The sequence below is a fragment of the Gluconobacter oxydans genome, from assembly GCF_006539685.1.
Classification (GTDB): Bacteria; Pseudomonadota; Alphaproteobacteria; order Acetobacterales; family Acetobacteraceae; genus Gluconobacter; species Gluconobacter oxydans.
The window spans coordinates 175,171-198,291 of record NZ_BJNM01000001.1 but is presented as its reverse complement, the minus strand read 5'-3'; the positions used below and the strand labels follow the sequence as shown (position 1 = coordinate 198,291).

20 protein-coding genes and 1 tRNA gene are annotated in these 23,121 nt (G+C 62.0%); 9 read left to right on the top strand and 12 right to left on the bottom strand.

What is annotated here, in order from left to right; translation table 11 throughout:
- The first annotated feature begins 262 nt into the window (after positions 1-262).
- Positions 263-5,515 (top strand): Hint domain-containing protein, encoded by a 5,253-nt coding sequence (locus tag GOX01_RS00820; protein WP_062269327.1) that lies wholly within the window; start codon positions 263-265, stop codon positions 5,513-5,515.
- A gap of 55 nt (positions 5,516-5,570) precedes the next feature.
- On the opposite strand, the gene GOX01_RS00815 is transcribed toward GOX01_RS00820, so the two are convergent.
- Positions 5,571-5,978, bottom strand: coding sequence for a tautomerase family protein (locus GOX01_RS00815; RefSeq protein WP_011252076.1), 408 nt, complete (start codon positions 5,976-5,978; stop codon positions 5,571-5,573).
- Positions 5,979-6,122: 144 nt separating this feature from the next.
- Positions 6,123-6,512, bottom strand: coding sequence for a winged helix-turn-helix transcriptional regulator (locus GOX01_RS00810; RefSeq protein ID WP_011252077.1), 390 nt, complete (start codon positions 6,510-6,512; stop codon positions 6,123-6,125).
- 201 nt (positions 6,513-6,713) lie between these two features.
- On the opposite strand from GOX01_RS00810, the gene GOX01_RS00805 reads away from it, so the two are divergent.
- A complete protein-coding gene (locus GOX01_RS00805) occupies positions 6,714-8,084 on the top strand; it encodes an NAD-dependent succinate-semialdehyde dehydrogenase (RefSeq protein ID WP_011252078.1) in 1,371 nt (456 codons plus the stop codon).
- Between the two features lie 107 nt (positions 8,085-8,191).
- On the opposite strand, the gene GOX01_RS00800 is transcribed toward GOX01_RS00805, so the two are convergent.
- Positions 8,192-8,277 (bottom strand) — tRNA-Tyr (locus GOX01_RS00800).
- Between the two features lie 69 nt (positions 8,278-8,346).
- Between GOX01_RS00800 and rlmB the strand changes: the two genes are divergently transcribed.
- The gene (gene rlmB, locus GOX01_RS00795; protein ID WP_011252079.1) at positions 8,347-9,195 is read left to right on the top strand and encodes a 23S rRNA (guanosine(2251)-2'-O)-methyltransferase RlmB; all 849 of its coding nucleotides are present in this window, start codon (positions 8,347-8,349) and stop codon (positions 9,193-9,195) included.
- Between the two features lie 42 nt (positions 9,196-9,237).
- Here the strand turns inward: rlmB and GOX01_RS00790 are convergent, their stop codons facing one another.
- Positions 9,238-10,323 (bottom strand): alkene reductase, encoded by a 1,086-nt coding sequence (locus tag GOX01_RS00790; RefSeq protein WP_011252080.1) that lies wholly within the window; start codon positions 10,321-10,323, stop codon positions 9,238-9,240.
- Between the two features lie 126 nt (positions 10,324-10,449).
- Here GOX01_RS00790 and GOX01_RS00785 point away from each other — a divergent pair, with 126 nt between their 5' ends.
- The gene (locus GOX01_RS00785) at positions 10,450-10,749 is read left to right on the top strand and encodes an ArsR/SmtB family transcription factor (RefSeq protein ID WP_024716559.1); all 300 of its coding nucleotides are present in this window, start codon (positions 10,450-10,452) and stop codon (positions 10,747-10,749) included.
- 21 nt (positions 10,750-10,770) lie between these two features.
- Here the strand turns inward: GOX01_RS00785 and GOX01_RS00780 are convergent, their stop codons facing one another.
- Positions 10,771-11,247, bottom strand: a complete 477-nt coding sequence (locus tag GOX01_RS00780; protein ID WP_011252081.1) for a TspO/MBR family protein — start codon at positions 11,245-11,247, stop codon at positions 10,771-10,773.
- A 76-nt stretch (positions 11,248-11,323) separates the two neighbouring features.
- On the bottom strand, positions 11,324-11,698 hold the full coding sequence (locus GOX01_RS00775; protein WP_024716560.1) for a hypothetical protein: 375 nt from the start codon (positions 11,696-11,698) through the stop codon (positions 11,324-11,326).
- On the opposite strand from GOX01_RS00775, the gene GOX01_RS00770 reads away from it, so the two are divergent.
- Positions 11,697-12,665: an RluA family pseudouridine synthase gene (locus GOX01_RS00770; RefSeq protein ID WP_011252083.1), complete on the top strand. Its 969-nt coding sequence runs from the start codon at positions 11,697-11,699 to the stop codon at positions 12,663-12,665. The two genes, GOX01_RS00775 and GOX01_RS00770, sit on opposite strands and share 2 nt — an antisense overlap.
- Positions 12,666-12,909: 244 nt before the next feature.
- Positions 12,910-13,803 (top strand): RNA polymerase sigma factor RpoH, encoded by an 894-nt coding sequence (gene rpoH / locus GOX01_RS00765; protein ID WP_011252084.1) that lies wholly within the window; start codon positions 12,910-12,912, stop codon positions 13,801-13,803.
- A gap of 382 nt (positions 13,804-14,185) precedes the next feature.
- Here the strand turns inward: rpoH and GOX01_RS00755 are convergent, their stop codons facing one another.
- Positions 14,186-15,400: a phosphoglycerate kinase gene (locus GOX01_RS00755; protein WP_011252085.1), complete on the bottom strand. Its 1,215-nt coding sequence runs from the start codon at positions 15,398-15,400 to the stop codon at positions 14,186-14,188.
- A 3-nt stretch (positions 15,401-15,403) separates the two neighbouring features.
- Complete coding sequence (gap, locus tag GOX01_RS00750) at positions 15,404-16,426, bottom strand: type I glyceraldehyde-3-phosphate dehydrogenase (RefSeq protein ID WP_024716561.1); 1,023 nt, start codon at positions 16,424-16,426, stop codon at positions 15,404-15,406.
- 187 nt (positions 16,427-16,613) lie between these two features.
- On the opposite strand from gap, the gene GOX01_RS00745 reads away from it, so the two are divergent.
- Positions 16,614-17,066 carry a hypothetical protein gene (locus tag GOX01_RS00745; protein WP_255314056.1) on the top strand — a complete coding sequence of 151 codons (453 nt, stop codon included), beginning with the start codon at positions 16,614-16,616 and terminating at the stop codon, positions 17,064-17,066.
- 150 nt (positions 17,067-17,216) lie between these two features.
- Here the strand turns inward: GOX01_RS00745 and GOX01_RS00740 are convergent, their stop codons facing one another.
- The gene (locus tag GOX01_RS00740; protein ID WP_011252088.1) at positions 17,217-18,251 is read right to left on the bottom strand and encodes an exodeoxyribonuclease VII large subunit; all 1,035 of its coding nucleotides are present in this window, start codon (positions 18,249-18,251) and stop codon (positions 17,217-17,219) included.
- 93 nt (positions 18,252-18,344) lie between these two features.
- On the opposite strand from GOX01_RS00740, the gene GOX01_RS00735 reads away from it, so the two are divergent.
- Positions 18,345-18,743 (top strand): DUF4186 domain-containing protein, encoded by a 399-nt coding sequence (locus GOX01_RS00735; RefSeq protein ID WP_011252089.1) that lies wholly within the window; start codon positions 18,345-18,347, stop codon positions 18,741-18,743.
- A 4-nt stretch (positions 18,744-18,747) separates the two neighbouring features.
- Here the strand turns inward: GOX01_RS00735 and GOX01_RS00730 are convergent, their stop codons facing one another.
- Positions 18,748-20,046: an amino acid permease gene (locus GOX01_RS00730; RefSeq protein ID WP_024716563.1), complete on the bottom strand. Its 1,299-nt coding sequence runs from the start codon at positions 20,044-20,046 to the stop codon at positions 18,748-18,750.
- A 53-nt stretch (positions 20,047-20,099) separates the two neighbouring features.
- Positions 20,100-20,561, bottom strand: a complete 462-nt coding sequence (locus tag GOX01_RS00725) for an Lrp/AsnC family transcriptional regulator (RefSeq protein WP_011252091.1) — start codon at positions 20,559-20,561, stop codon at positions 20,100-20,102.
- Positions 20,562-20,695: 134 nt separating this feature from the next.
- On the opposite strand from GOX01_RS00725, the gene GOX01_RS00720 reads away from it, so the two are divergent.
- Positions 20,696-22,171: an aminotransferase class V-fold PLP-dependent enzyme gene (locus GOX01_RS00720; RefSeq protein WP_011252092.1), complete on the top strand. Its 1,476-nt coding sequence runs from the start codon at positions 20,696-20,698 to the stop codon at positions 22,169-22,171.
- A gap of 20 nt (positions 22,172-22,191) precedes the next feature.
- Here the strand turns inward: GOX01_RS00720 and GOX01_RS00715 are convergent, their stop codons facing one another.
- A complete protein-coding gene (locus tag GOX01_RS00715) occupies positions 22,192-23,082 on the bottom strand; it encodes a transporter (RefSeq protein WP_011252093.1) in 891 nt (296 codons plus the stop codon).
- Positions 23,083-23,121: the final 39 nt, after the last annotated feature.

The window sequence follows — 23,121 nt, the reverse complement described above, 5'->3', positions numbered from 1 at the left end:
CTGTCATAACCGACATGAACCGTTGGCACAGCAACGAACAATGACACAGCTTTACGGCAACAGATCTCCCGGCGTCAGAAACCATGCCGGAACGTGACACACAGGATCATATATTTGAAATACAAAGTCACATAATGAAGGTTATGTGATTCCTTTCGTATTTTAAATGAAACATATTGACTCTTTACTTCACATTCCTCCGAATGGGCGTTTACCGTTTCGTAACAATTACGGAAAACCCCTTTCGTCAGGATGATGTGCAATGGCGTCAAAGCTTCTCATAAATGAGTTCATGTTCAACCCAAGTGTAGCCGGTGATCCTGACGAATTTATTGAAGTAAAGGGCGACGCCAGCACGGATTACAGCGCCTGGTCCCTGATTGTCGTCGATGGTGACGGCACGGCGGCGGGCAAGATCGACAATGTCTTTACACTGGGCGTTACGAACAGCGACGGTTACTGGGTCACGCCTTTCCAGACGAACACGCTGCAGAACGGCACGCAGACTGTTCTTCTCGTCAAGGATTTCACCGGCAAGGTCGGCGATGACCTCGATACGGCCAATGCGGGGACGTTCACATCCACCCCCTGGTCCGAAATCGGGGACACGATCGCCGTGTCCGATGGCGGCAAGGGTGATCCGACCTATGCCGGCGCGCCGGTCCTGACGGGTTCGATTATCAACGGCGCCTCGCGCATCCCCGACGGGACGGATACGGACAGCACCTCGGACTGGGTTGCGGATGATCCGTCCCTCGCCGGGATCGACGGCTATGGCACCGTTGCCGCGGCAGGCAAGGTTCTGGTCACGCCGGGTGCGGCAAATGACGGAACCTCTTCGGGGGGCAGCACCGGTGGATCGGGCGGTTCGGATACGGGTGGCAGCGGTTCTGGCGGCAGCGACACGGGGGGAAGTGACACTGGGGGAAGCGGGTCCGGATCGGGCAGTGATACGACGACGCCGCAGGACCTGACGATCCAGCAGATCAATGGCACCGGCTATTACAGCCCGTATGCCAACACCTCCGTCATGACCACGGGTGTTGTGACGGCTGTGGACACGAATGGCAGCATCGGTTTCTGGATCCAGCAGACGAATGCCGACAAGAACACGGTCGGCAGTGCGGGCATCTTCATCTATGCGGGCAAGACAGCGACGCTGCCAACGGTGGGCGAGACCGTGTCCGTCACGGGGACGGTCACGAACTATTCCGGCACGTCGTGGAGCAAGTCCCTCACCCTGCCGGAAATCAACCTCGTCTCCTATACCGATACCGGCGCGGCCTATGTGAACGTCACGCCGACGGTTGTTGGCCAGGGCGGTCTGATGGTGCCGGCGGCGTCCTATCTGGGCGATCTGACGCAGGCGATCGATCTGAACAAGAGCACGGCCTCCCTCAGCCCCGACACCAATGCGCTCGATTTCTACCGCAACCTGATTGGTCAGGTCATCACGATCCATGATGCCGTGGCCGTCGGTGCCACGGCCTCGAACGCGACCTGGGTCGTGCCCGATGGTGGCGATGGTCTGCTGACGCCGACCGGCGCGCTTCAGGAAACGGCCGACAGCGTCAATACGCAGCGGATCGAGCTTTATTACGACAGCGGTGTCACGCCGGGCTCTGCCATCAGCGCGGAAGTCGGAGACAAGCTCGGCGACATTACGGGTGTGCTGACCTACTATAATGGCGTTTATGAGCTGGTCCCGACCACGCAGGTCACGGTCGTGCATACCGACACGCCGGCACCGGTCACGTCCCTGCACAAGGACGACCAGAACCTGCTGGTCAGCGACTACAACATCGAGAATTTCAACGCGCTGGACCCTGCGAATGCGGACCGTCTGACGCAGGTCGCGCAGATCATCGTCAACAATCTCGACAGCCCGGACGTTCTGGCGCTTCAGGAAATCCAGGACGACAGCGGCACGACCAATGACGGGACCGTCAGCGCGGAACAGAACCTGGCGGCCATCGTCAAGGCCATCGCGGATGCGGGCGGTCCGACCTATTCCTGGGCGGAGGTGGACCCGACCAACAATGCCTCGGGCGGCGTTTCTGGCGGCAATATCCGCAGCGTCTTTCTGTACAATCCCGAGCGCGTCACCCTTGCCGCGCCCGTCACGACCATCGGTGACGAGGAACTGGCCAGCGGCACTTTCAAGAATACCCGTCTGCCGCTGGTCGGCACGTTCGAGTTCAATGGCCAGTCGGTCACGCTCGTCAATGTGCATCTGTCCTCGCAGGCTGGAAGCAGCGAGCTTTATGGTTCGACGCAGCCGCCCGTGAACCATGGCGGCACGACGGGGACGGTCAACAACCGGATCGCCCAGGCGCAGTACATCACGAACTACGTCAACGGACTGCTGACCAGTGACCCGACCGCCAAGGTGGGTATCCTCGGGGATTTCAACGACACCGAATGGAGCGATGCCCAGCAGGTCTATGCCAATGCCGGCCTGACAGACATGAGCACCACGGAAGATCCGTCCAACCGCTACACCTATATCTTTGAAGGCAATGCGGAATCGCTGGATCACACGATCGGCAGTTCGGCTTTTGCCAGCGCCGGGAAGTTCGAGACGATCCACGTCAACACGGGGTCGCTGACGGGCGAGTCCGATCATGATCCGTCCGTTACCCTGCTGGAAATGACGGATTACAGCGCAACGAACGGTGCGGCCCTGTCGAATGTCAGCCTGACTTCCGGGCAGACTGCCGCCGTTCACAGCGGCAGCACGGCGTCCGGGATCACGGTCGGGGATGGCAGCCGCCTTGCCCTGTATGCGGGCAGCACTGCCAGCGGCATCAGCCTTGCCAGCGGAGCAAAGATCGACCTGCCGGAGATGGCCTGGTACAGCGATGCCACCGCGACCCTGACGGATGCGTCAACACTCACCGTCACGAGCGGAAGCAGCACGTATGCGATCAGCCTCGACGGTTCGTATGACGCCGATTTCTTCAGCCTGGCCGCCGATGGGTCCGGTGGTACGATGCTGCTGGCGGAAGGCACGCCCTGCTATTGCCGGGGAACGCTGATCCTGACAGATCGTGGCGAAGTGCCTGTCGAGACGCTGCAGATCGGCGATCTGGTTCAGACTGCCACCAATGGTCTGCGCCCGATCCGCTGGATTGGCCGCCGCAGCTATTCCGGCACGTTCGCGAACGGCAACCGCGATATCCTGCCGGTCGTGTTCCGTCGCGGATCGCTCGGGCATGGTCTGCCGCATCAGGATCTGTCGGTTTCGCCGCTGCATGCGATGTATCTGGATGGCGTGCTGGTTCCGGCTGTCCTGCTGGTCAATGGCAGCACCATCGGGCAGGCCGAGCGCATGGATGAAGTGGCCTATTTCCATGTCGAGCTGGCACAGCACGACATCATCATCGCCAACGGCACGCAGTCCGAAACTTTCGTGGACGATCATTCGCGCGGCATGTTCCACAATGCCGGCGAATATGACGTCCTCTATCCGGATGCCGGTACGGTGGCGGCCCGCTACTGTGCGCCGCGCGTCGAGGAAGGGGCACAGCTTGAGGCCATCCGCCGCCGTCTGAACCCTGCGACCCGGAAAAGCGCGGCATTGGCACCGCTTGAAGGGTATCTGGACGTCGCCACGCACAGCCATGTCAGGGGCTGGGCCCGCGTGCCCGGCAGTGACCGGCCCGTGCGGCTGCAGATCGTCGATAACGGTGTGGTTCTGGGCGAGGTTCTGGCCGATCGCATGCGGGACGATGTCGGCAGTGCCTGCGGTTTTCATTTCGACATTCCGGGTGGCCTGTCCGCTGTGGAGCGTCACGTTCTGGAAATCCGCCGGGCCGATGATCATGCCGTGCTCGGCCATTGCCCCTGGATGATGGATCAGGCCGCGCAGCAGCCGCGCCAGGCCATTGTCGCGACCGTCCCCGCCGTACCGCTGGACGGCTGCATCGATATCGCAACGCGCAACCGTATCGCAGGCTGGGTCTGCAACCCGGCAGCGCCCCATGAGGCCGTGACGCTGCAGATCGTTGATAACGGTGCCGTTCTCGCTTCGGTTGTCGCCAACGGGCGTCGTCCGGACGTGGCACGCACCGGGCGGCCGGTGCTGTGCGGCTTCGATGTTCTGCTGCCTGGTGGCCTGTCGCCGATGACCCGCCATGTTCTGGAGATCCGACGCAGTTCTGACGGTGCGCTTCTTGGCGAGCCGCAGGTCATCGAACCAGCCAACGCTTTCGACGCCGATATGAGCCGCAGCATCGCGCGTGCCGTGGCTGCCGCTGCGGAAGATCAGGACGGGGATCAGGTTCTGTCCTTCCTGCTCGCACAGGTGGACAAACTCCGTCAGGCGCGCTCGGATGCCGCGAGTGGCACGGCGACGGCCACGTTCGATGCGGCTCTGCGTCGCCGTGGCCTGTCCACGAAAGGCTCTGTCACGCGCAAACGGGCGCTGGTCATCGACGGGCAGCATCCGGATGCGAAACGCGATGCCGGATCACAGGCCATCCTGTCGCACATGACAGCTCTTGAAGCACTCGGCTACGACGTCTGCTTCGTCGCCGCAGACCAGATGGACCGGACGTTCCCACTGGAGGCGCTGCCCGGCGTCTCCGTGCTCGGGCAGCCGTTCTTTGCGTCGGTGGAAGACGTGCTGCGGCGTCAGGCCAACAGCTTCGACGTCGTGTATCTGCATCGCGAGGACATCGCGACGCGCTACATGGCGCTGGTGCGCCGTAACCAGCGCAGGGCCCGCGTACTGTACAGCGTCGCGGATCTGCACTTCCTGCGTCTTGCCCGTCAGGCCGCCGTTCAGGGACGGCCCGAACTGATGGCGCAGGCCAATCAGATCCGTGTTGCCGAATACAGGGCTGCCCTTCAGGCGGATGCTGTCCTGACGCATTCCGAAGCCGAGGCCGCACAGCTCCGCAAGGATCTGCCGCAGGCGAATGTGCATGTCGTGCCCTGGGCCATTCCTGCGCAGAACGGTTCTTCCGGCCGTCGCGATGGCGTGGTGTTCGTTGGCAATTATGCCCATGCGCCCAACGCCGATGCGGCCCGCTGGCTGGTGGACGAGATCATGCCGGCCGTCTGGGCGGCTGATCCGACCATCTGCTGCACGCTGGTCGGCGCGGAGATGCCCGAGAGCCTCCATGCGCTCGCGGATGAACGCATCCGGGTTCTCGGACATGCGCAGGATCTCGGCGCGGTTCTGGCGGCTCATCGCCTGAGCGTCGCTCCGCTGCGTTTCGGGGCGGGCATCAAGGGCAAGGTGATTGAAAGCCTCGCCTCCGGCCTGCCCTGCGTCATGACGCCGGTCGCTGCCGAAGGGCTCGCCCTTCCGGGTGCGCTTGAGGACCTCGTGCAAGGGGATGCGGCGGCTCTGGCCGCGCAGATTGTGGCCCTGCACAACCGCCCGGACCTGTCCGGACTGGTCGAAGCCGGTCAGGCCTTTGCGGACGAAGGCTATTCCAGCCGGGCTGTTACCACGGCGCTCGAACTGGCTCTCAGCGAGAGGCCGGCCCTGCAGAAAGCCGGCTGAATCCGGCTGATCCGGACGGGTTTTTCCGTCCGGACCACGGCTCAGCGCGTTCCGGTCAGGGCGCTTTGGGAGTGCCCAGTTTTCCGTTCAGGAACTGGGCCTCCCCGTTGCCGAAGGACCAGTCGGCATCCGTGTTTTCGACGTAATTCACCATCACGTCGCTGGGGGCGATGCCGCATTTTTCGGACAGTGCTTCGGTCAGGATGCGGAAGAAGGCGGTCTTTTCCTCCACGCTGCGCGGGCGCGTCGTAATCGAGAGGATCATGACGTCATCGGTGCGGGGAATGCCCAGCCCCGTATCCTCGATCCGCACCCGGCTTTTCCTGTGTTCGTAAACAATCTGGTAGCGGTCACGGGGTGGCACGTGAAACGCGTCGAGGACGGCCTGATGGGCCGTATCGAGGATTGCGGCCAGTTCCGTTTCGGAACGGCCTTCCAGCAGGTCAAAGCGGATGAGAGGCATGGGGTGTCTCCTGTCTTCAGGCAATGAAAACCGGAATCCAGAATGACGACGCACCGGCTTGGTCAGGAAGTAAATTCATCCTGATCGTCCCGGGTGCGATTATTTGGGAACTACATCCGGCAGGTGCCGCAGAAATCTACCGGTTCATGCCGTGATTTGCGCAGACTGATCCTGTTTCAGTCTTTTGTCTCTTTCGGTGGAATGAGCATACTGGTCCCCCCATGTCTTGAGGGCCTGGATGACGGGTTTCAGGGTCTTTCCCAGATCCGTCAGCCGGTATTCGACATGCGGGGGGACGACCGGGAACACGGTCCGGGAGAGGAGACCGTCCGCTTCCAGTTCACGAAGCTGATTGGTCAGCATGCGCTGCGTGACATTGGGCAGGCGGTGGCGGAATTCTCCGAAGCGCAGCACCGGTTCTTCGAACAGATGATACAGGATCAGGGCTTTCCACTTCCCGCCAAACAGTTCGAGCGTGGCTTCGACTGTGCAGCCCGGACTACAGTTGAGGGTCGTGTGACGTGTTCGCGGCATGGTATCATTCCTGACACTAATGGCGGTTTATGTGCGTTCTTGCGCGGCAAAGTCAACGGGACAATCCTGAGTGACAGGACCAATAGCGTATTTCTATTTTCAACCCGGCCTGATCACCTGCTTTCTTTGCCCTGATCACACGTATTAGTGAAGAAGCGCCTGGCTACAGTTCCAGTTATTTCATGGCAAGGAAAAGCCGACATGATCGTCTATCAGACTCTTAATCCAACGACGGAAACCGTCGAACGCAGCTTTGACCTGCACACGCCGGCGCAGATGAAGGACATTACGGACCGTGCCGAGCATGTCTGGAAGACGGACTGGAAGCTTCGGAGCATTGCTCAACGCAAGGAGATCGTGTCCAGAGCCGCTGATCTGCTGCGCCGGGACCGGCAGCATCATGCCAGCCTGATCGCCACGGAAATGGGCAAGGCCCTGCCCGACGCGCTTGAGGAAATCGACGTCACGGCTGATATCCTGTCGTTCTATGCAAACGGCGCGGAAGAGTTTCTTGCTCCCACGCCTCTCAAGGTGAAGACCGGCCAGGCGAAGATCATCAACCAGCCGCTCGGGATCATTTACTGTATCGAGCCATGGAATTTCCCGTATTACCAGCTGGCGCGTGTCGCTGGTCCCAATCTCATGGCGGGCAATGTCGTCATTGCCAAACATGCGCCCAATGTGCCGCAATGCGCCCTGGCGTTTGAGAAACTGTTTCACGACGCAGGCGCGCCCGTCGGGGCCTATGCCAATATTTTTCTGGATAATGACCAGTCCGCAGAGCTCATCAAAGATGAGCGGATCCGTGGTGTGGCACTGACGGGAAGTGAACGCGCCGGTCAGGCGGTGGCGGCCCAGGCGGGAGCTGCGCTCAAGAAGGACACGATGGAACTGGGCGGCAGCGATGCGTTCATCGTGCTTGACGATGCTGATCTTGATCTGGCCGTGAAATGGGCTGTCTGGGGGCGGTTTGCCAATAACGGACAGGTCTGCACGGCCGCCAAGCGCATGATCGTGCATGAGAAGGTTTACGATGCCTTTCTCGATGGCCTCAAAACCGCCATCACCCGTTTCCGGATCGGGAACCCGCTCGACAGGGACACCACCCATGGTCCGATGAGCAGTCTGCGGGCAATGGAACTGGCGCTCGATCAGACGGCGGAAGCGGTCAAGGGCGGCGCGACGCTTGTGGCCGGCGGCAAGCGGATGGACCGCAAGGGGTTCTTCATGGAGCCGACCATCCTGACGGATGTGTCAAAGGACAATCCGGTCTTTTATCAGGAGATCTTCGGCCCGGTGGCAGTCGTCCATAAGGTCGCATCGGAGCAGGCCGCGATCGATCTGGCCAATGATTCGCCTTACGGGCTGGGCGGTGCAGTTTTCTCACGGGATATCGCGCGTGCGGAAAAGGTCGCCGAACAGGTCGAGACCGGCATGGTCTTCATCAACACGGCCACCGCAGCCGCACCGGAACTCCCCTTCGGCGGGATCAAGAACTCCGGCTTCGGACGGGAACTGTCCTTCCTCGGCATCGAGGAATTCATCAACCGCAAGCTTGTCCGGATCGGATAAGCCACTTCGGGCATCTGTCATGTCAGACAGGTGCCCGACAAGCCGTCCCTGTCCGGGAGTTCCGGAAAGGCAGCTAAAGGACACTGATTTTAAAGAATGAGGGGACCTGGTGGAGAGAGTTGGATTCGAACCAACGTAGGCGTACGCCAGCGGATTTACAGTCCGCCCCCTTTAGCCACTCGGGCACCTCTCCGGGTCGGCGGTTGGGATATGGCGGATTGACGGCTATGTCAATTGCCAGTTGTCGATTATATGCTTTTTTATGGCCAGAAGATCTCCCTCCCGTTCCGCTCCCGATCGTTCCACGGACCGATCCGCTCCTCACGCCGGCAATGCCGAGCACGGCTCTTCCCCGTCTGGTGGTCGCACCAGGGAACGGGGCGGGCGTTCCGGTCGTGGCCATGCGGCCAGCTCCGGCCCCGGCTACTGGATTTACGGTCATCATGCCGTGCAGGCCGCTCTCGCCAATCCCGAGCGTGTGATTCACGATTTTCTGGCGACGCGCGAAGCTGCGGCGTCTTTTGAGAATGCGTCCCGCAAGCCGCAGATCGTGGACCGTGAGCGTCTCGACCGACTGTGTGAGCGCGATGCCGTGCATCAGGGTGTCTGCCTGCGGGTCGAACCGCTGGAAACGCTGGCCATTCCCGATATCGTCGAGCGCAAGGGGCCGGTTCTGGTGCTGGATCAGGTGACGGATCCGCGCAATATCGGCGCCATTCTGCGTTCCGCCGCGGCATTCGGTGCGGCGGCGCTTCTCGTGCAGGATCGCAATGCGCCGCAGGAAAGCGGTGCGATGGCGAAGGCGGCTTCGGGTGCGCTGGACGTTGTGCCGATCCTGCGTGAGGTCAATCTCTCCCGCGCGCTTCAGGCGCTTCAGGCCGAAAATTTCTGGGTTGTCGGACTGGATGCCGGGGGCACGCGACTGGATGGCAAGAGCTTTGCCGGACGTCGTGTGGCGCTGGTTCTGGGTGCCGAAGGGGCGGGTCTGCGTCGTCTGACGCGCGAGACCTGTGACGAGATCGCCAGCGTCTATATGCCGGGCGACATGGAGAGCCTGAACGTCTCCAATGCCGCGGCCGTCGCACTTTACGAGCTGGTTCGCCCGGTCTGAGCCACGTTCCGGGAGCACTGGATGCTCCCGGAAATCTGACGGTCAGTTGGGGCCGGAGGTGGCGGACGGGTAGTCCGTGTATCCTTCGGGGCCCTGACTGTACCAGGTTTTCATATCATCCGGCTGCAGGGCGATGCCGCGGGCGAAGCGCTCCGGCAGGTCGGGGTTCGAGATGAACTTGCGACCGAAGGCGATCGCATCAGCCTTCCCTTCTGCCAGCGCGGTCTGTGCTGCCTCGAACGTATAGTCCTGATTGAGCACCAGCGGGCGCAGGAACACCTTGCGGATCTGCGGGGACAGTTTGGGCTGGTCCGTCTTGCCGAAGGTGCCGTTCGGGCCGGGTTCGCGCAGTTCGAGCCAGGCCACGCCCAGATCCTGAAGCAGCTTTGCCGCCGGGACAAAGACCGTCTCAGGTGCGCTGTCGATGCAGCCCTGCGTATCGCCGTTGGGGGACAGGCGCACGCCTGTGCGGTCGGCACCGATGGCAGCGATCACGCGCTCGGTGACTTCCTTCAGGAAACGGATGCGGTTTTCGGGGACGCCGCCGTATTCATCTGTGCGGTGATTCGTACCGTTTCGCAGGAACTCGTCGATGAGGTAGCCATTGGCGGCGTGGATCTGCACCCCGTCGAAGCCGGCGCGGATCGCATTGCGGGCGGCGTTCTCATAGTCGTTCAGAATACGGCTGATATCCGCGGCATCGATTGCGCGGGCCTGCTCGAACGGCTTCTTGCCTTCATAGGTATGGACCTCGCCGGGGGCCGTGGTGGCGGAGGACGAGACGGGCTGCGTTCCGGTCACGGACGAGTGGACCATGCGGCCCATGTGCCAGAGCTGGCAGACGATCTTTCCGCCCTTTGCATGCACACCGGCCACGATCGGCTTCCAGGCTTCGACCTGCGCATCGGACCAGATTCCCGGTGCGAACGGCCAGCCCAGACCTTCGCGGGAGATACCCGTGGCTTCCGTGATGATCAGCCCGGCACTGGCGCGCTGGGCGTAGTATTCCGCCATGATGGGGGTCGGAACGGCCTCCTTGTCAGCACGTCCGCGCGTCAGCGGGGACATCACGATCCGGTTTTTCGCGTGAATGGGACCGAAATCAATGGGATCGAACAGGGTTGGCATCAGTTGTCTCCTCTGGACAGGCCCTCATATTGTTCGACACAACTCGAACAAGGCAAGCTTTTTGTTTGATGCGAGTCGAACAAAGCAGGTGTTGCGATAAAATCTCAGGAAAGGGATAAGACCCCCATGGCTGCCTACGACCATCCTGATCCCGCGACGTTTGAACTGACTGTGGTGCTGCGCGCTCTGGCCGATCCCGCGCGTCTGGAGATCGTGCGGCATCTGGCGCGGGTCGGGGAAGCGAACTGCGCCACGCTGATCGGAACGCGGCCCAAATCCAGCATGTCGCATCATTTTCAGGTTCTGAGGGACAGCGGGATCCTGCGGACGCGCATCGAGGGCGCCCAGCATCGCAATTCCCTGCGCCGCGAGGAACTCGACACACGGTTCCCCGGGCTTCTGACGGCTGTCCTCAACGCCCCCTGAAGACGACGCGGAGGCCGGATTTCAGTTCCGGCGCCAGATCTGTTCGTGGATGCAGGTTGCGAAAATCAGCCAGACGAAGAAGGGCACCTGCATGGCGGCGGCCTTGCAGTCCACCTTGTGCGCCGTACGGATCGAGGCGCCGGACATCATGATCAGGCCGAGGCAGATTGCCAGGCCCGTGCCGAGCTGGCGCTTGCGGAACACGAAGAACGGAAAGCCCGCCACGCCCGCGACACACAGCGCCCATAATGTCAGCGCCGTCGTGCGGGCGCAGGACTTCTCGGCCCGCAGGAGCCGGTAGCCCGACCAGGCCAGCAGCCCGTCAAGCATCGTCCAGATCACGGCATAGGCCGGGCCGCGCGGATTGAAATGCGGCTTGTTCAGATGTTCGTACCAGCGGCGGGTCGCCTTGTCGTCAGCCGGGCTGATTTCCCGGGCAGCGTACTGAACTCCGAAAACCGTGCCGGCGGCGATGACCGCATCAACCAGACGTCCCATAATCATTGATCCTTCATAAATCCTGCTGCCTTAACGCGGCAGCAGGGCTCACGGTTCAGCGAGCTTCAGGGGCAGATCAGGGCGTGGACGGCGCAGGCGTTCCGAAATCGAGCTCGGCAGCGATCTTTCCGGCTTCCGGATTCCACAGCAGAACACGATCACTTCCCGCACCACTCAACGTCACGGCCATCAGACCATCCGGACGGGATGTGACTGCCGTGATGTGCTCGCCCGGACCCAGTGGAAGCGCCAGACGCGAAAAGCCGCCCTCAGCCAGCGGCACAGTGGCCGTCACGCTCGGGCGCGGATGCAGAAAACGATAGGCAATCACGCCGATCAGCCCGAAGACGGCCGCGATGATCAGCACGCCCATCAAAATCACGGCGGCCAGAAGCGCTTTTGGTGTCTGCGACTCGCTGTTCGCCATTTCCTCGGCTACACCCTGTGTCATGTCTGATCCTGTTTCCCCATTCCGTCTTGTTGTCGATGCGTCCACGGCTGGCCAGAGGGCCGACCGGGCGCTGGCGGACGCCATCGGCACGGTTTCCCGCTCCCGGGTCAAGGCCCTGATTGAAAGCGGCAATCTTTCCGTCAATGGAAAGACGGTCTGCGAGCCCGCGGAAACGCTGCGCGATGGCATGGAAATGGTGCTCACCTTCCCGGCCCCCACCCCTGCCCGACCGGTCGCCGAGCAGATCCCGCTCAATATCCTGTACGAGGACGACGATCTGATCGTGCTCGACAAGCAGGCCGGACTTGTTACCCACCCCGCGCCGGGCAACGAGACCGGCACGCTGGTCAATGCGCTGCTCGGGCATTGCGGGGAAGGATTCGAGGGCATTGGCGGCGAGAAGCGTCCGGGAATCGTGCATCGTCTGGACAAGGATACGTCCGGGTTGATGGTCGTAGCCAAGACGGCGATGGTCCATAACGCGCTGTCCGAAGCCTTTGCCGCCCGTGACATCGACCGCGCCTATCTGGCGCTCGCCTGGGGGCTGCTGCCCGCCGAGGGCGAGTTCGACGGCAGTATCGGTCGCGACAAGCGGGACCGTAAGCGCATGGCCGTTGTTGGCAGTGGGGGCAAGGTCGCGCTGACACGATTTAAACTGATCGAACCCTATCAGGCCGCCGTCTCCCTGATCGAATGTCGTCTGGCCACTGGACGGACCCATCAGATCCGTGTTCACCTTTCGAATGCGGGCCACCCCCTGCTCGGAGACCCGGTCTATCTGCGCCGGATTCCCGCAGCAGCGCGCGGTCTGTCGCAGGATGCGAAGGAAGCGGCCCTTGATTTCCCCCGTCAGGCGCTCCATGCGACCCGACTCGGATTCATCCATCCGCGGACGAAAAAGCAGCTTTCTTTCGAAACCGCTCCTCCCGAAGACTTCCAGGCCTTGAAAAAGCGACTGATCGGCTAAACCTTCAAAGGCCATTGACTTTTTTGGCTGAGCCTGTCATAAACAGCTCATCCGACGAGCTGACGCGCCGCCGGAATGGATCGTACCACCAGAGGTCGCCCAGTCCGGGGGCTGACGGTCGGGGACGTGAAAGTCCTTCCCAATGCGTCACCTGGGTCAGACGGAACTATCCCGTCGCCGGTCCGTATGAGTCTCCATCTCATCCGGATGCGGGTTAAGCCCCGGGCGAAAGGAGTCGAAGATCATGGCATCCCCAGCCGTCATTTCAGTGGGTCCCGAAAACAACCTGACCCGCTACCTTCAGGAAATCCGCAAGTTCCCGCTGCTGACGCCGCAGGAAGAGCTCGATCTCTCCCGGCGCTGGCGCAAGGACGAAGATACGAGCGCGGCACACCGCCTCGTCACCTCCCATCTGCGTCTCGTGGCCAAGATCGCCATGGGCTACCGTGGCTATGGCCTGCCGGTGAACGAACTCATCAGCGAGGGCAATATCGGCATGATGCAGGCCGTGCGCCGGTTCGATCCGGAGCGTGGCTTCCGTCTTGCCACCTACGCCATGTGGTGGATCCGTGCCGCCATGCAGGAATACATCCTGCACAGCTGGTCGCTGGTGAAGATGGGCACGACCGCCGCGCAGAAGAAGCTGTTCTTCAACCTGCGTCGCCTCAAGGGGCAGATGCAGGCCATTGATGATGGCGATCTAAAGCCGGAACAGGTCAATTCCATTGCCACCACCCTCGGCGTGCCGGAGCAGGACGTGGTTTCGATGAACCAGCGTCTGGCAGCCCCGGACCACAGCCTCAACGCGCCGCTGCGCATTGATGGTGAAGGCGAATGGCAGGACTGGCTCGTGGACGATCACGAGAATCAGGAACAGACCTACGCCGCATCCGAAGAGTTCACGGGCCGCAAGGCGCTGCTGGATCAGGCCCTGATGACGCTGAACGAGCGTGAGCGTCACATCCTGAGCGAGCGTCGCCTGAAGGAAGAGCCTTCCACGCTGGAAGAGCTGTCCCATCATTACAACGTCTCGCGGGAGCGTATCCGCCAGATCGAGGCCCGTGCGATGGAGAAGCTTCAGAAGGCCATGGCCGCTGAAGTCGAGCATCGCCGCCGCGAAAACGGGCTTCAGGCCTGAGGAAACGTCTTTCACGAAAAACCCCGCCGGAGCCATGCTCCAGCGGGGTTTTTTAGTATTGGAACACCAGTCGGACTCCGATGCAGGTCGGAACGCCGGGGTCAGAAGCCGTGGTTCTGGCTTCCGTCAGCGTTGAACCGGTCGGAATAACTGGATTGCGATTCCCATTTTGGAGGAGACAGCAGCATTCCCTCCGGACGACCGCTCAGGACAGGTTCTCCAGTCGAAGGCGCAGCGGGTGGTGTCGGGGCGCGGTCATAGGCCTGACAGGCGGCGAGACCACAGAGCAGAAACCAGCCCGACACAAATTTCCGCAACATCCAACGCCCTCTCTTACAGCGCATAAAAAAAGCCGGGGAAGTCACCTTCCCCGGCTTTTGTCTTATTCGAGCCCCAGATCGTGGCCCGCGGAGCGAAGGACCTCGATGCCAGGAAGGATCTTGCCTTCCAGCCATTCGAGGAAGGCCCCGCCTGCCGTGGAGACATAGGTCATCTCGTTCGCGACGCCTGCATGACGCAGAGCCGAGACCGTGTCACCACCGCCGGCGATCGTCTTGAGCTTGCCTTCTTCCGTAAGCTGCGCGGCATACTGCGCGACCTCGACCGTTGCCTTGTCGAACGGTGCGATCTCGAACGCACCGAGCGGGCCGTTCCAGACCAGCGTCTTGAGCGTGTCCAGACGGTCCCGGATCAGCTCGACCGTACGCGGACCGGCATCAAGGATCATGGCATCGTCCGGGACTTCGCCGATCAGGCAGGTCTCGGTCGGGACATTGGCCTTGAACTCACGCGCCACGACGGCATCGACCGGCAGGACGATCTCGCAGCCTTTTTCCTGTGCGAGATGGGCGATCTTGCGCGCCGTCTCATGCATCTCGGCTTCCTGCAGGGACTTGCCCACATTCATGCCTTCAGCCGCAAGGAACGTGTTGGCCATCGCGCCCGTGATGAAGAGCGTGTCCACCTTCTCGATGACATTCCCGATCAGGTCGAGCTTCGTCGAGATCTTGGAGCCGCCGATGATCGCACCGACGGGGCGCTCCGGGTTTTCCAGAGCGGCGGACAGGGCGCTCAGCTCGGCCTGCATCAGACGTCCGGCAAAAGACGGCAGATCGCGGGCCACGCCTTCGGTCGAGGCATGGGCGCGGTGCGCGGCCGAGAACGCGTCGTTGACGAAGATGTCGCCATTCTGCGCCAGAGCCTTGGCGAACTCGGGATCATTGGCCTCTTCACCCGCATGGAAGCGCGTATTTTCGAGGACGATGATATCGCCGTCGGCCATGGCACCCACAGCGGCTTCCACGGTCGGGCCGACGCATTCAGCCACGAAGCCAACCGGCTGGCCCAGGATCTGACCGAGCTTCAGCGCGATCGGACGCAGGGACATGGCCGGGACAACCTGCCCCTTCGGGCGGTCGAAATGGCTGAACACCACGACGCGCGCGCCCTTGTCGACCAGCTCGCGGATGGTGGGGGCAACCCGCTGCAGACGGGTGTCATCGGTGATGACGCCGTCATGCATCGGAACGTTGAGGTCGGCGCGGACCAGCACGCGCTTGCCGCGTGCGTCCACACCATCAAGGGTGCGGAAGGCCATCACTCAGAGGCTCCCGAACAGGGCGGCCGTGTCGGCCATGCGGTTGGAGAAGCCCCACTCGTTGTCGTACCACGAGCAGACGCGCACCATCTTGCCGCCATCGACGAGGACCGTCTGCGTCGCATCGAAGATCGAGGACGCCTTGTCATGGTTGAAGTCGGAGCTGACGAGCGGCGCCGTGTTGTATTCGAGGATACCCTTCAGGGGGCCTTCGAGCGAGGCGGCACGGATGGCTTCGTTGACGGCTTCGGCGGAGGCCGGCGTGCGCGTCGGGACGAAATCCAGCGAGACGACCGAGACATTCGGCGTCGGGACGCGGATGGAGGTTCCGTCCAGCTTGCCCTTCAGATGCGGCAGGACCAGACCGACGGCCTTGGCGGCACCCGTGGAGGTCGGGATCATGTTCAGGGCGGCGGCGCGGGCGCGGCGCGGATCCTTGTGCAGGGTGTCCACCGTACGCTGGTCGCCCGTGTAGGAATGGATCGTGACCATGTAGCCACATTCGATTCCGAAGGCCTTGTCCAGAACGGATGCCACGGGGGCAAGGCAGTTCGTGGTGCAGGACGCGTTGGAGATGATCTTCATGTCCGGCGTCAGGACGTCGTTGTTCACGCCGTAAACGATCGTCGCATCGACGTCCGTGGCCGGAGCGGAAATCACGACGCGCTTGGCACCGGCTTCCAGCAGGGCAGACGCCTTCTCGCGGGAGGTGAACAGGCCCGTGCATTCCATCGCCACATCGACGCCCTGGAAGGGGACCTGTGCCGGGTTGCGCTCGGCGGACACCTTGATCGGACCATAGGTACGGCCATTGGCTTCGATGATCAGGCTGTTGCCTTCAGCGCGGACAGTTCCCGGAAGGCGGCCATGCGTGCTGTCATAGGCCAGCAGGTGCGCGTTGGCCTCGACCGAACCCAGATCGTTGATGGCGACAACTTCGACATCCGTACGTCCGCTTTCGATGATGCCACGCAGCACCAGCCGTCCGATCCGTCCGAAACCGTTGATCGCGATTTTTACAGCCATGACCTGCCCTACTCCGTTCCTTGAAAACTCGGGCATCTTCCATAGCACCGCCACAGCGGAGCAACAGGGGGCATCAACAGTTTTTCATGAAGTTGACTCTATAATCTTGCTCAAAGCCTCCGTTCCTGCGACGGTTCCGCGCGATATGGCACCTTTTGTCCGACATTTCCGTTCGCCGCGGGGTCCTGTGCCCCGGTCCGCCCTCCTGATGGGAGGGCTGCTGCTGGCTGCGCCCCTGCTCTCGGGGTGCAAGCTGCTGGACCAGCGCACGTTCAACCCGAATGCGGGCAAGCCGCCTCACCCCTATATTCCTCCCGCGCCGCCTGCGCCGCCGCCGCATGCGCCGTTCCTCGCGATCGCAGGGGGAACGGCGGAATCCGAATACGGCCCTGTCGTGGAGCGCGCCGCGAAGGCCGCCCTGTCGCGCAAGGCGAACGTGCTTTTCATCGTGCAGGCCTTTGCCCCGCCGCAGCCCACCCCCGATGCCCAGGCTCAGGCCCTGACGGACGTGACCAATCATCTGGCGGCGGTTGTGGCGTCCCATCTTGAGAAGGCTGGCGCGCAGCCCATCCAGATCGAAATGCACGCCATCACCGATCCGTCGGCCACAAAACCGTCCGTCCGCGTCGACGTCCGCTGATCTCCGACGGCGTGGGCAGCGGTCCTTTCCGGACGGCTGGCACTGGATCAGGACCGTAGGTATGGGCGCCTCGGTCTGTGCCTGTTTCCTGGCGCCATGGCCCCTCGCTGTCCTGCGGATGCCCGGAACACTTCGGGAAACGTCTGTTCCTTAAAGCAGCCGGGTCAGAAGCAGCCCCAGCGCCACGCCAATCGCGAGCAGGATCAGCCCGTTGCGCAGACGTGTTCCGATCGGGGTCCGCTCGGGCACGACAGTCTGCGTCACGCTGTCGCGCAGCGCAGCCATTTCTTCCTGCTGCGCGCGGGCTTCTTCCTGTTCCTGCCAGACCCGGCCGCTCATGCGCCGGATGTAATGTCCCGCATCGGCGGGCGTTGTTGCGGCATGGTCCACGACGCGCTCGGCCAGGGTCCGGTTTGCCGTATGGCCCAGACCGAGCACGCGATGCGCGGGACAGACGGCCAGCGCTTCCAGCACCAGCGGGTTTTCGAAGACCACGAAATCGGACACGTCCCCGCCCCCGCGGATCAGGACGATGATGTCTTCCCGGCAGGTGCGGATTGCCTCCGCCAGACGGCCGGGATCGTTCATGGCCGTAGGCAGGCTTCGCACACGTTCCGGACGCCAGGCGCCGCCGAGGGCCTGAAGAAAATCCTCGGCTACCAATGCGCTGGACGCAGCCGAGTGGATCAGCAGGAGCCGCGCATCAGGCCGCGTGGGATAGGGATGAAACGCGCAGGGCAGTCCGCGCAGGACGTCCAGAACGGAACGCTCGACGCGCTCGACTTTCTGGCGGCCGGGATCGTGAAGTTCCACAGCCACGACCTCAAAACGCAGCACGACCTGCCCGCGATACTGCCGGGCACGCAGCATGCCGGTGACATGGACATGATCGCCGGGGCCGACTTCCGCCCGCGCAAGAATGGATTTCTGCACCTCAAGGGCCAGGGTGGTTCCGAACTGCGGATCGGTCAGGGGGAGCTGGTAATATTTGGGATAGGCATTGGGCGCGGCGTCGCCGAGTTGTCCCGCCACGACCAGCGGAAAGCCCCATTCATCGAAAGCGGCGCAGATCTCATCCAGCCGGGCAGAGAACAGGTCCTGCACCTGAAGCGGAGAGAGGACTGTCAGTGTTGTTGTATCTCCCGCCGCGGAAGATGAGCGGGAGCGTCTCGGAAAAGCGTCCATTCGTTACCATATGGAGAAAGAACAAATGTTCTTACAGGGGGCTGAGGCCCTCTCACGCGATTTTTTGCCTGTTTTTCAGAAGGTTGTGGGCTGGTGAGCCGATTTGATCCCGAAGAGCTGTTCGAACGTCTTGCCCGGTCCCGGTTCCGCACCCGCTTTCATCTGGACGATCAGGCCCGACTCTATCTCGAAAGCCGGGGCCTTGATGCCGTCATGGAGCATGGAGCGGCCTTTATTGCCGAACGTCTGGCTCCGGCCCATCCGCCCCGCGATGGCAAGCAGACGCCCATGCGCGGTCATCCGGTCTTTATCGCGCAGCATGCCACCGGTGCGTGCTGCCGGAGTTGCCTGTCCAAATGGCATGGCATGGCGCCGGGAAAGGCGCTGACGGCGGAGCAGCAGGCGCAGATCCTGCTTGTGCTGCGAAGCTGGATCGAGCGGGATTTTGGACGGACCGTGCCCAGCAGCCCGGCGCAGGGCGCGCTTTTCTGAGGGGTCAGTCTGGCTGACGGCGCGGCACGAACCGTTCCGCCAGGAAGATCAGCAGAAGTGCCGCCGCACCCAGCACGATCTGCGAGCGCGTTTCGGGCTGGATCAGCATGGCGACCAGCGTGCATCCGATCAGGACCAGAGCCGCATAAGCCTTCCAGGGCGATTCCGGCACGAGTTTCAGGCGCCCCGCCACGATCATGGTGTTGTTGAACACCATGAACCCGCCCGTGAGACTGACCAGCAGGCCGAAAATCAGCGTCGGCGAGAGCACGGCCACGGCGGCGACCAGAATGGACGCAAACGCACTGACCAGAATGGCGCGGCGGGGGAGTTTCGTGGATGCATCCACCGTCAGAAACAATCCCGGCGCGGAGCCGGATTCCGCGAGTTCGTACAGGATGCGGGACGTCACATAGATCCCGGAATTGAGGCTGGAGAGCGCCGCCGTCATGACCACGACCGCCAGCGCCACATCCGCGAACGGGACATGCAGCCGGTGCAGCACGAGCAGGAACGGCGAATAGCCGGACACGACATCGCTCCACGGCACCAGACACAGCACGAGCGCGATGGAGACGAGATAGAACCCGCCGATCCGCAGCGCGATGGAGCGCGTGGCGCGGACGATGTTCTGCTCGGTGTTGTCGGATTCAACGGCCGCGACGGTGGAAATTTCGCTGCCCCCCATGGAGAACAGGATGGTCGGGATCACGGCCAGAAGCGCCAGCCAGCCATGCGGCAGAAGGCCACCATGTGCGAACAGGTTGTCATGCACGGGAATGGGACGGCTCAGCAGCGCCCAGACGCCGATCCCGATGAAGCAGACGATTGCCAGAACCTTGATGGCCGAAAACCAGTATTCGAACTCGCCATAGCCTTTGACGGACATGAGGTTTACGCCGGTCATCAGCGCCATGATGAGGATTTCGAGCACGGCATAGGGCAGCGGGATATAGGGGGCGAGCATCGTCGCCACCGCAATGACTTCCACGGCAATCGCGATGATCCAGGTCAACCAGTACGCCCAGCCGGCGACGAAGGCCGCGCGGTTGCCGAGCGCATACTGGATCTGCCGCAGGAAGGACGCGCGGCCCGGCACCTTCAGTGCCAGATCGCGCATCATCAGATTGACCAGGAACACCAGCGTTCCGGCGAGCGCATAGGACAGCAGCACCGCAGGGCCACCCAGCGAGAGTGCCGCGGACGCCCCGATGAAATATCCCGCCCCGATCACCCCTCCCAGGGCGATCATGACGACATGGCGCGTACGCAGACTGTGGGCAAGCTGGTCGGGCTGGCTCATGGACAAGAAATTTCCTGCTGTGGACGGGAGAGGCGTTTTGGAAGAAGGACGCTTCAGACCGGAAGGTCCCTGTTGTCCGCCAGGGTTTCCATGGTCATGTACGAGGTGATGGCATCAAGCTCCACCTTGCTGATGATCTGCTGATAGACACGATCGAAATCGTTCATGTCGCAGGCCACCACCTTCAGAAGATAATCGTATTCACCCGCGATCCGATAAAAATCAACTATGTTCGGTATCGAACCGACCACCTTGCGGAATGTCTCGAACCATTCGCGCGAATGATGGCGTGTGCGCATCAGCACAAAGACCGTCAGGGTCAGGCCCAGAGCGGAGGCGTTGAGCCGCACCGTGTCATGGGCGATTACACCGTCCTCGCGCAGGGCATTCAGCCGCCGCCAGCAGGCATTCTGCGACAGACCGACCTTCTCGGCGAGTTCACGCTGGGAGGGTGTGCCCTGCTTTTGCAGGATTCTCAGGATCGCCCTGTCCGTTTGATCGAGTTTTCTGGCCATATCTCTTTATATGACCACAAAAAGGATTTTTCATCCTCAAAAAAGGAGCGGTTTTCACTCTTTCCGTCGGTCTATCGTCTTTTCATCACGAGGGTCATCACGCAGGGCCATCACGGACGGGGAAACATCGCGCCATGGAAACGATCGGCAATCTCGACAACAGCACCGCCATTCTCGAACAGTTTGAGCAGACGCTGCGCAATAACGGGCTGGCCGCGCTTGCCAAGGGTGTGATCGGGGATGGCGCGAAGTTCTCGACGCCGTTCGGCACGCAGTCCCTGCTCTATGCCGATTACGTCGCCTCAGGCCGTGCGCTGAAGCAGATCGAGACGTTCATCATGGACGAGATCCTGCCATTCTACGCCAACAGCCATACCGAAGCGTCTTTCTGCGGCGCCTACATGACGCGCCTGCGCAACAGCGCCCGCGCCATGATCGCCCAGTTCTGCCATGCCCCCTCTCCCGATTTTACGACCATCTTCATGGGCAATGGCGCCACGGCCGGACTGAACCGCCTTGTCCATCTGCTGGAAATCCCGGCCCTGTGCGAAGCCGGAAAGCGCCCGACTGTTTTCATCGGCCCTTACGAGCATCACTCCAACATCCTGCCCTGGCGTGAGAGCGGTGCGGAGATCGTCGAGATCCCCGAGGCGGCCGAAGGTGGGCCGGATCTAGGCATTCTGGAACAGGCGCTGAAGGCCTGCCCGGCGGATCGGCTGAAGATCGGTTCCTTCTCGGCTGCGTCCAACGTGACGGGCATCCTGACGGATGTGAATGCGGTCACGGCCCTGCTCAAGCGTTACGGAGCGCTGTCCATCTGGGATTATGCCGGGGCCGGCCCGTACTGTCCGATCGACATGCAGCCCGGCACGCCGTTTGAAAAGGATGCGGTCGTCGTGTCCTGCCACAAGTTCATCGGCGGTCCGGCAGCGTCCGGCGTGCTGATCGTACGCAATGCCGCCATGCCCCGCACGACGCCTGTCCTTCCAGGCGGCGGCACAGTGCGCTTTGTTTCGCCCTGGAACCACGATTACACCGCGAACCTCGCCGCACGCGAAGAGAGCGGCACGCCGAACGTGATCGGGGATATCCGCGCGGCGCTGGCCTTCATCGTCAAGGACGTCATCGGTGAGGCCTATATGGCCCAGCGCAATGCCGAACTGCGCGCGCGTGCCGTGAAGGCCTGGGGCACCAATCCGGCCATCGAGATCCTCGGCCATCCGACGGCCGACGCCCTTCCAATCTTCTCGTTCCGCATCCGCGATGTGAAGAATGGTGGTTTCATTCACCAGCAGCTTTTCACGCGCATGCTGTCGGACCGTTACGGCATTCAGGTCCGCGGCGGCTGTGCCTGCGCGGGGCCGTATGCACATCGGCTTCTGGGAATTGGCGAGGATGAATCCGGCCTGATCCGCAGCGCTATTCTCTCGGGTCAGGAAATTGAGAAACCCGGTTGGACGCGCCTGAACTTCAGCGTGCTGATGGATGACGGCAAGGTCGAGCGCATCCTGAACGCTGTCAATGAACTCGCCAGCAATCCCTGCGAGACAGCGGCACAGTATGACTGCGACATCACCACGGCGCGTTTTCGCCCGAAGGCAGCGGCCTGAAACAGGCCGCGGAAACGCCCTCAGAACAGATAGGCGATCTTCATATAATAGGCGTTCGTCTCCGCCACGTTGCGCCCTTCCACGGAATGGGAATAACGCGGCGTGATCGACAGGCGTTTGGTGACGTAAATCATCGCACCCACACCCAGCGCGGTCTCGCGGCTGCTCGAATTGGCGACCCAGAGATTGGACGTGTTGTCATGCATGCCGCCGCTGTTCTGCCAGTCGAGCGAGAAGAACGGCTCAAAGCGTGACGAGGCTTTCCAGCTGAAACGCAGGTTTGTGTAGAACACATTGCCGGCTGAATAGCTGTGCTCGCCGTTGCGGTGTTTGGTGGAGCTTACGACGCTGCCCAGATCGCCGTCGAAGCTGAAATGCTTCCATTCGTAATCGAAAATGATGCTCGACAGGTTGGCCCAGTAATGCATCGCCATGGAATCCCGTGTGCCTGACGGGGTTTCCATAAAGGTCTGGATGCCGAGCGTGCTATGCTTGTTGGGCTTGAACCAGGCTGCCGGTCCGACGATCGTCGTGCCCAGACCGCCCCAGTTCTGCCCGTTGGCCAGCGTATAGGCCTCGGACTGGATCAGCTCGAAGGCGAAGCTGACATGTGGGATCGCGTCGAAACTGCGGAAATGCACGTATTTCGTCATGCCGCTCCAGGTATGACTACCGCCCCGCGCCCGGCGCTGTCCGCCACTGTCATAGACCGAACCGGCGGCGTTTCCGTCACCGTACTGCACGACCACGTTGAACGGCTTGAAGTCCACCGGAAGGTCGTATTCGTGCGGTCCGATAATGGCCAGGGGGATATCGGCGGCATGCGCGGCAACGCCCGGAACGAGGGCAACAGCAGGCATGCAGGCTGCCAGGGCACCGAGGCGCACTCCGAGCGTGAATTTGCGACGCATGACGTGAATTTCCATAGAAATTAATGAGGATGTGGAGCG

Bases quoted from the DNA above. Each gene is read 5' to 3' on its own strand.
- GOX01_RS00730 (WP_024716563.1), bottom strand. From the start codon at position 20,046: ATGAGCCAGCCCGACCAGCTTGCCCACAGTCTGCGTACGCGCCATGTC.
- GOX01_RS00820 (WP_062269327.1), top strand. From the start codon at position 263: ATGGCGTCAAAGCTTCTCATAAATGAGTTCATGTTCAACCCAAGTGTA.
- GOX01_RS00790 (WP_011252080.1), bottom strand. From the start codon at position 10,323: ATGCCAACCCTGTTCGATCCCATTGATTTCGGTCCCATTCACGCGAAA.
- GOX01_RS00785 (WP_024716559.1), top strand. From the start codon at position 10,450: ATGGCTGCCTACGACCATCCTGATCCCGCGACGTTTGAACTGACTGTG.
- GOX01_RS00775 (WP_024716560.1), bottom strand. From the start codon at position 11,698: ATGACACAGGGTGTAGCCGAGGAAATGGCGAACAGCGAGTCGCAGACA.
- rpoH (WP_011252084.1), top strand. From the start codon at position 12,910: ATGGCATCCCCAGCCGTCATTTCAGTGGGTCCCGAAAACAACCTGACC.
- GOX01_RS00815 (WP_011252076.1), bottom strand. From the start codon at position 5,978: ATGCCTCTCATCCGCTTTGACCTGCTGGAAGGCCGTTCCGAAACGGAA.
- GOX01_RS00740 (WP_011252088.1), bottom strand. From the start codon at position 18,251: ATGGACGCTTTTCCGAGACGCTCCCGCTCATCTTCCGCGGCGGGAGAT.
- GOX01_RS00725 (WP_011252091.1), bottom strand. From the start codon at position 20,561: ATGGCCAGAAAACTCGATCAAACGGACAGGGCGATCCTGAGAATCCTG.
- GOX01_RS00720 (WP_011252092.1), top strand. From the start codon at position 20,696: ATGGAAACGATCGGCAATCTCGACAACAGCACCGCCATTCTCGAACAG.
- gap (WP_024716561.1), bottom strand. From the start codon at position 16,426: ATGGCTGTAAAAATCGCGATCAACGGTTTCGGACGGATCGGACGGCTG.
- GOX01_RS00780 (WP_011252081.1), bottom strand. From the start codon at position 11,247: ATGGGACGTCTGGTTGATGCGGTCATCGCCGCCGGCACGGTTTTCGGA.
- GOX01_RS00770 (WP_011252083.1), top strand. From the start codon at position 11,697: ATGTCTGATCCTGTTTCCCCATTCCGTCTTGTTGTCGATGCGTCCACG.
- rlmB (WP_011252079.1), top strand. From the start codon at position 8,347: ATGGCCAGAAGATCTCCCTCCCGTTCCGCTCCCGATCGTTCCACGGAC.
- GOX01_RS00805 (WP_011252078.1), top strand. From the start codon at position 6,714: ATGATCGTCTATCAGACTCTTAATCCAACGACGGAAACCGTCGAACGC.
- GOX01_RS00715 (WP_011252093.1), bottom strand. From the start codon at position 23,082: ATGCGTCGCAAATTCACGCTCGGAGTGCGCCTCGGTGCCCTGGCAGCC.
- GOX01_RS00755 (WP_011252085.1), bottom strand. From the start codon at position 15,400: ATGGCCTTCCGCACCCTTGATGGTGTGGACGCACGCGGCAAGCGCGTG.
- GOX01_RS00810 (WP_011252077.1), bottom strand. From the start codon at position 6,512: ATGCCGCGAACACGTCACACGACCCTCAACTGTAGTCCGGGCTGCACA.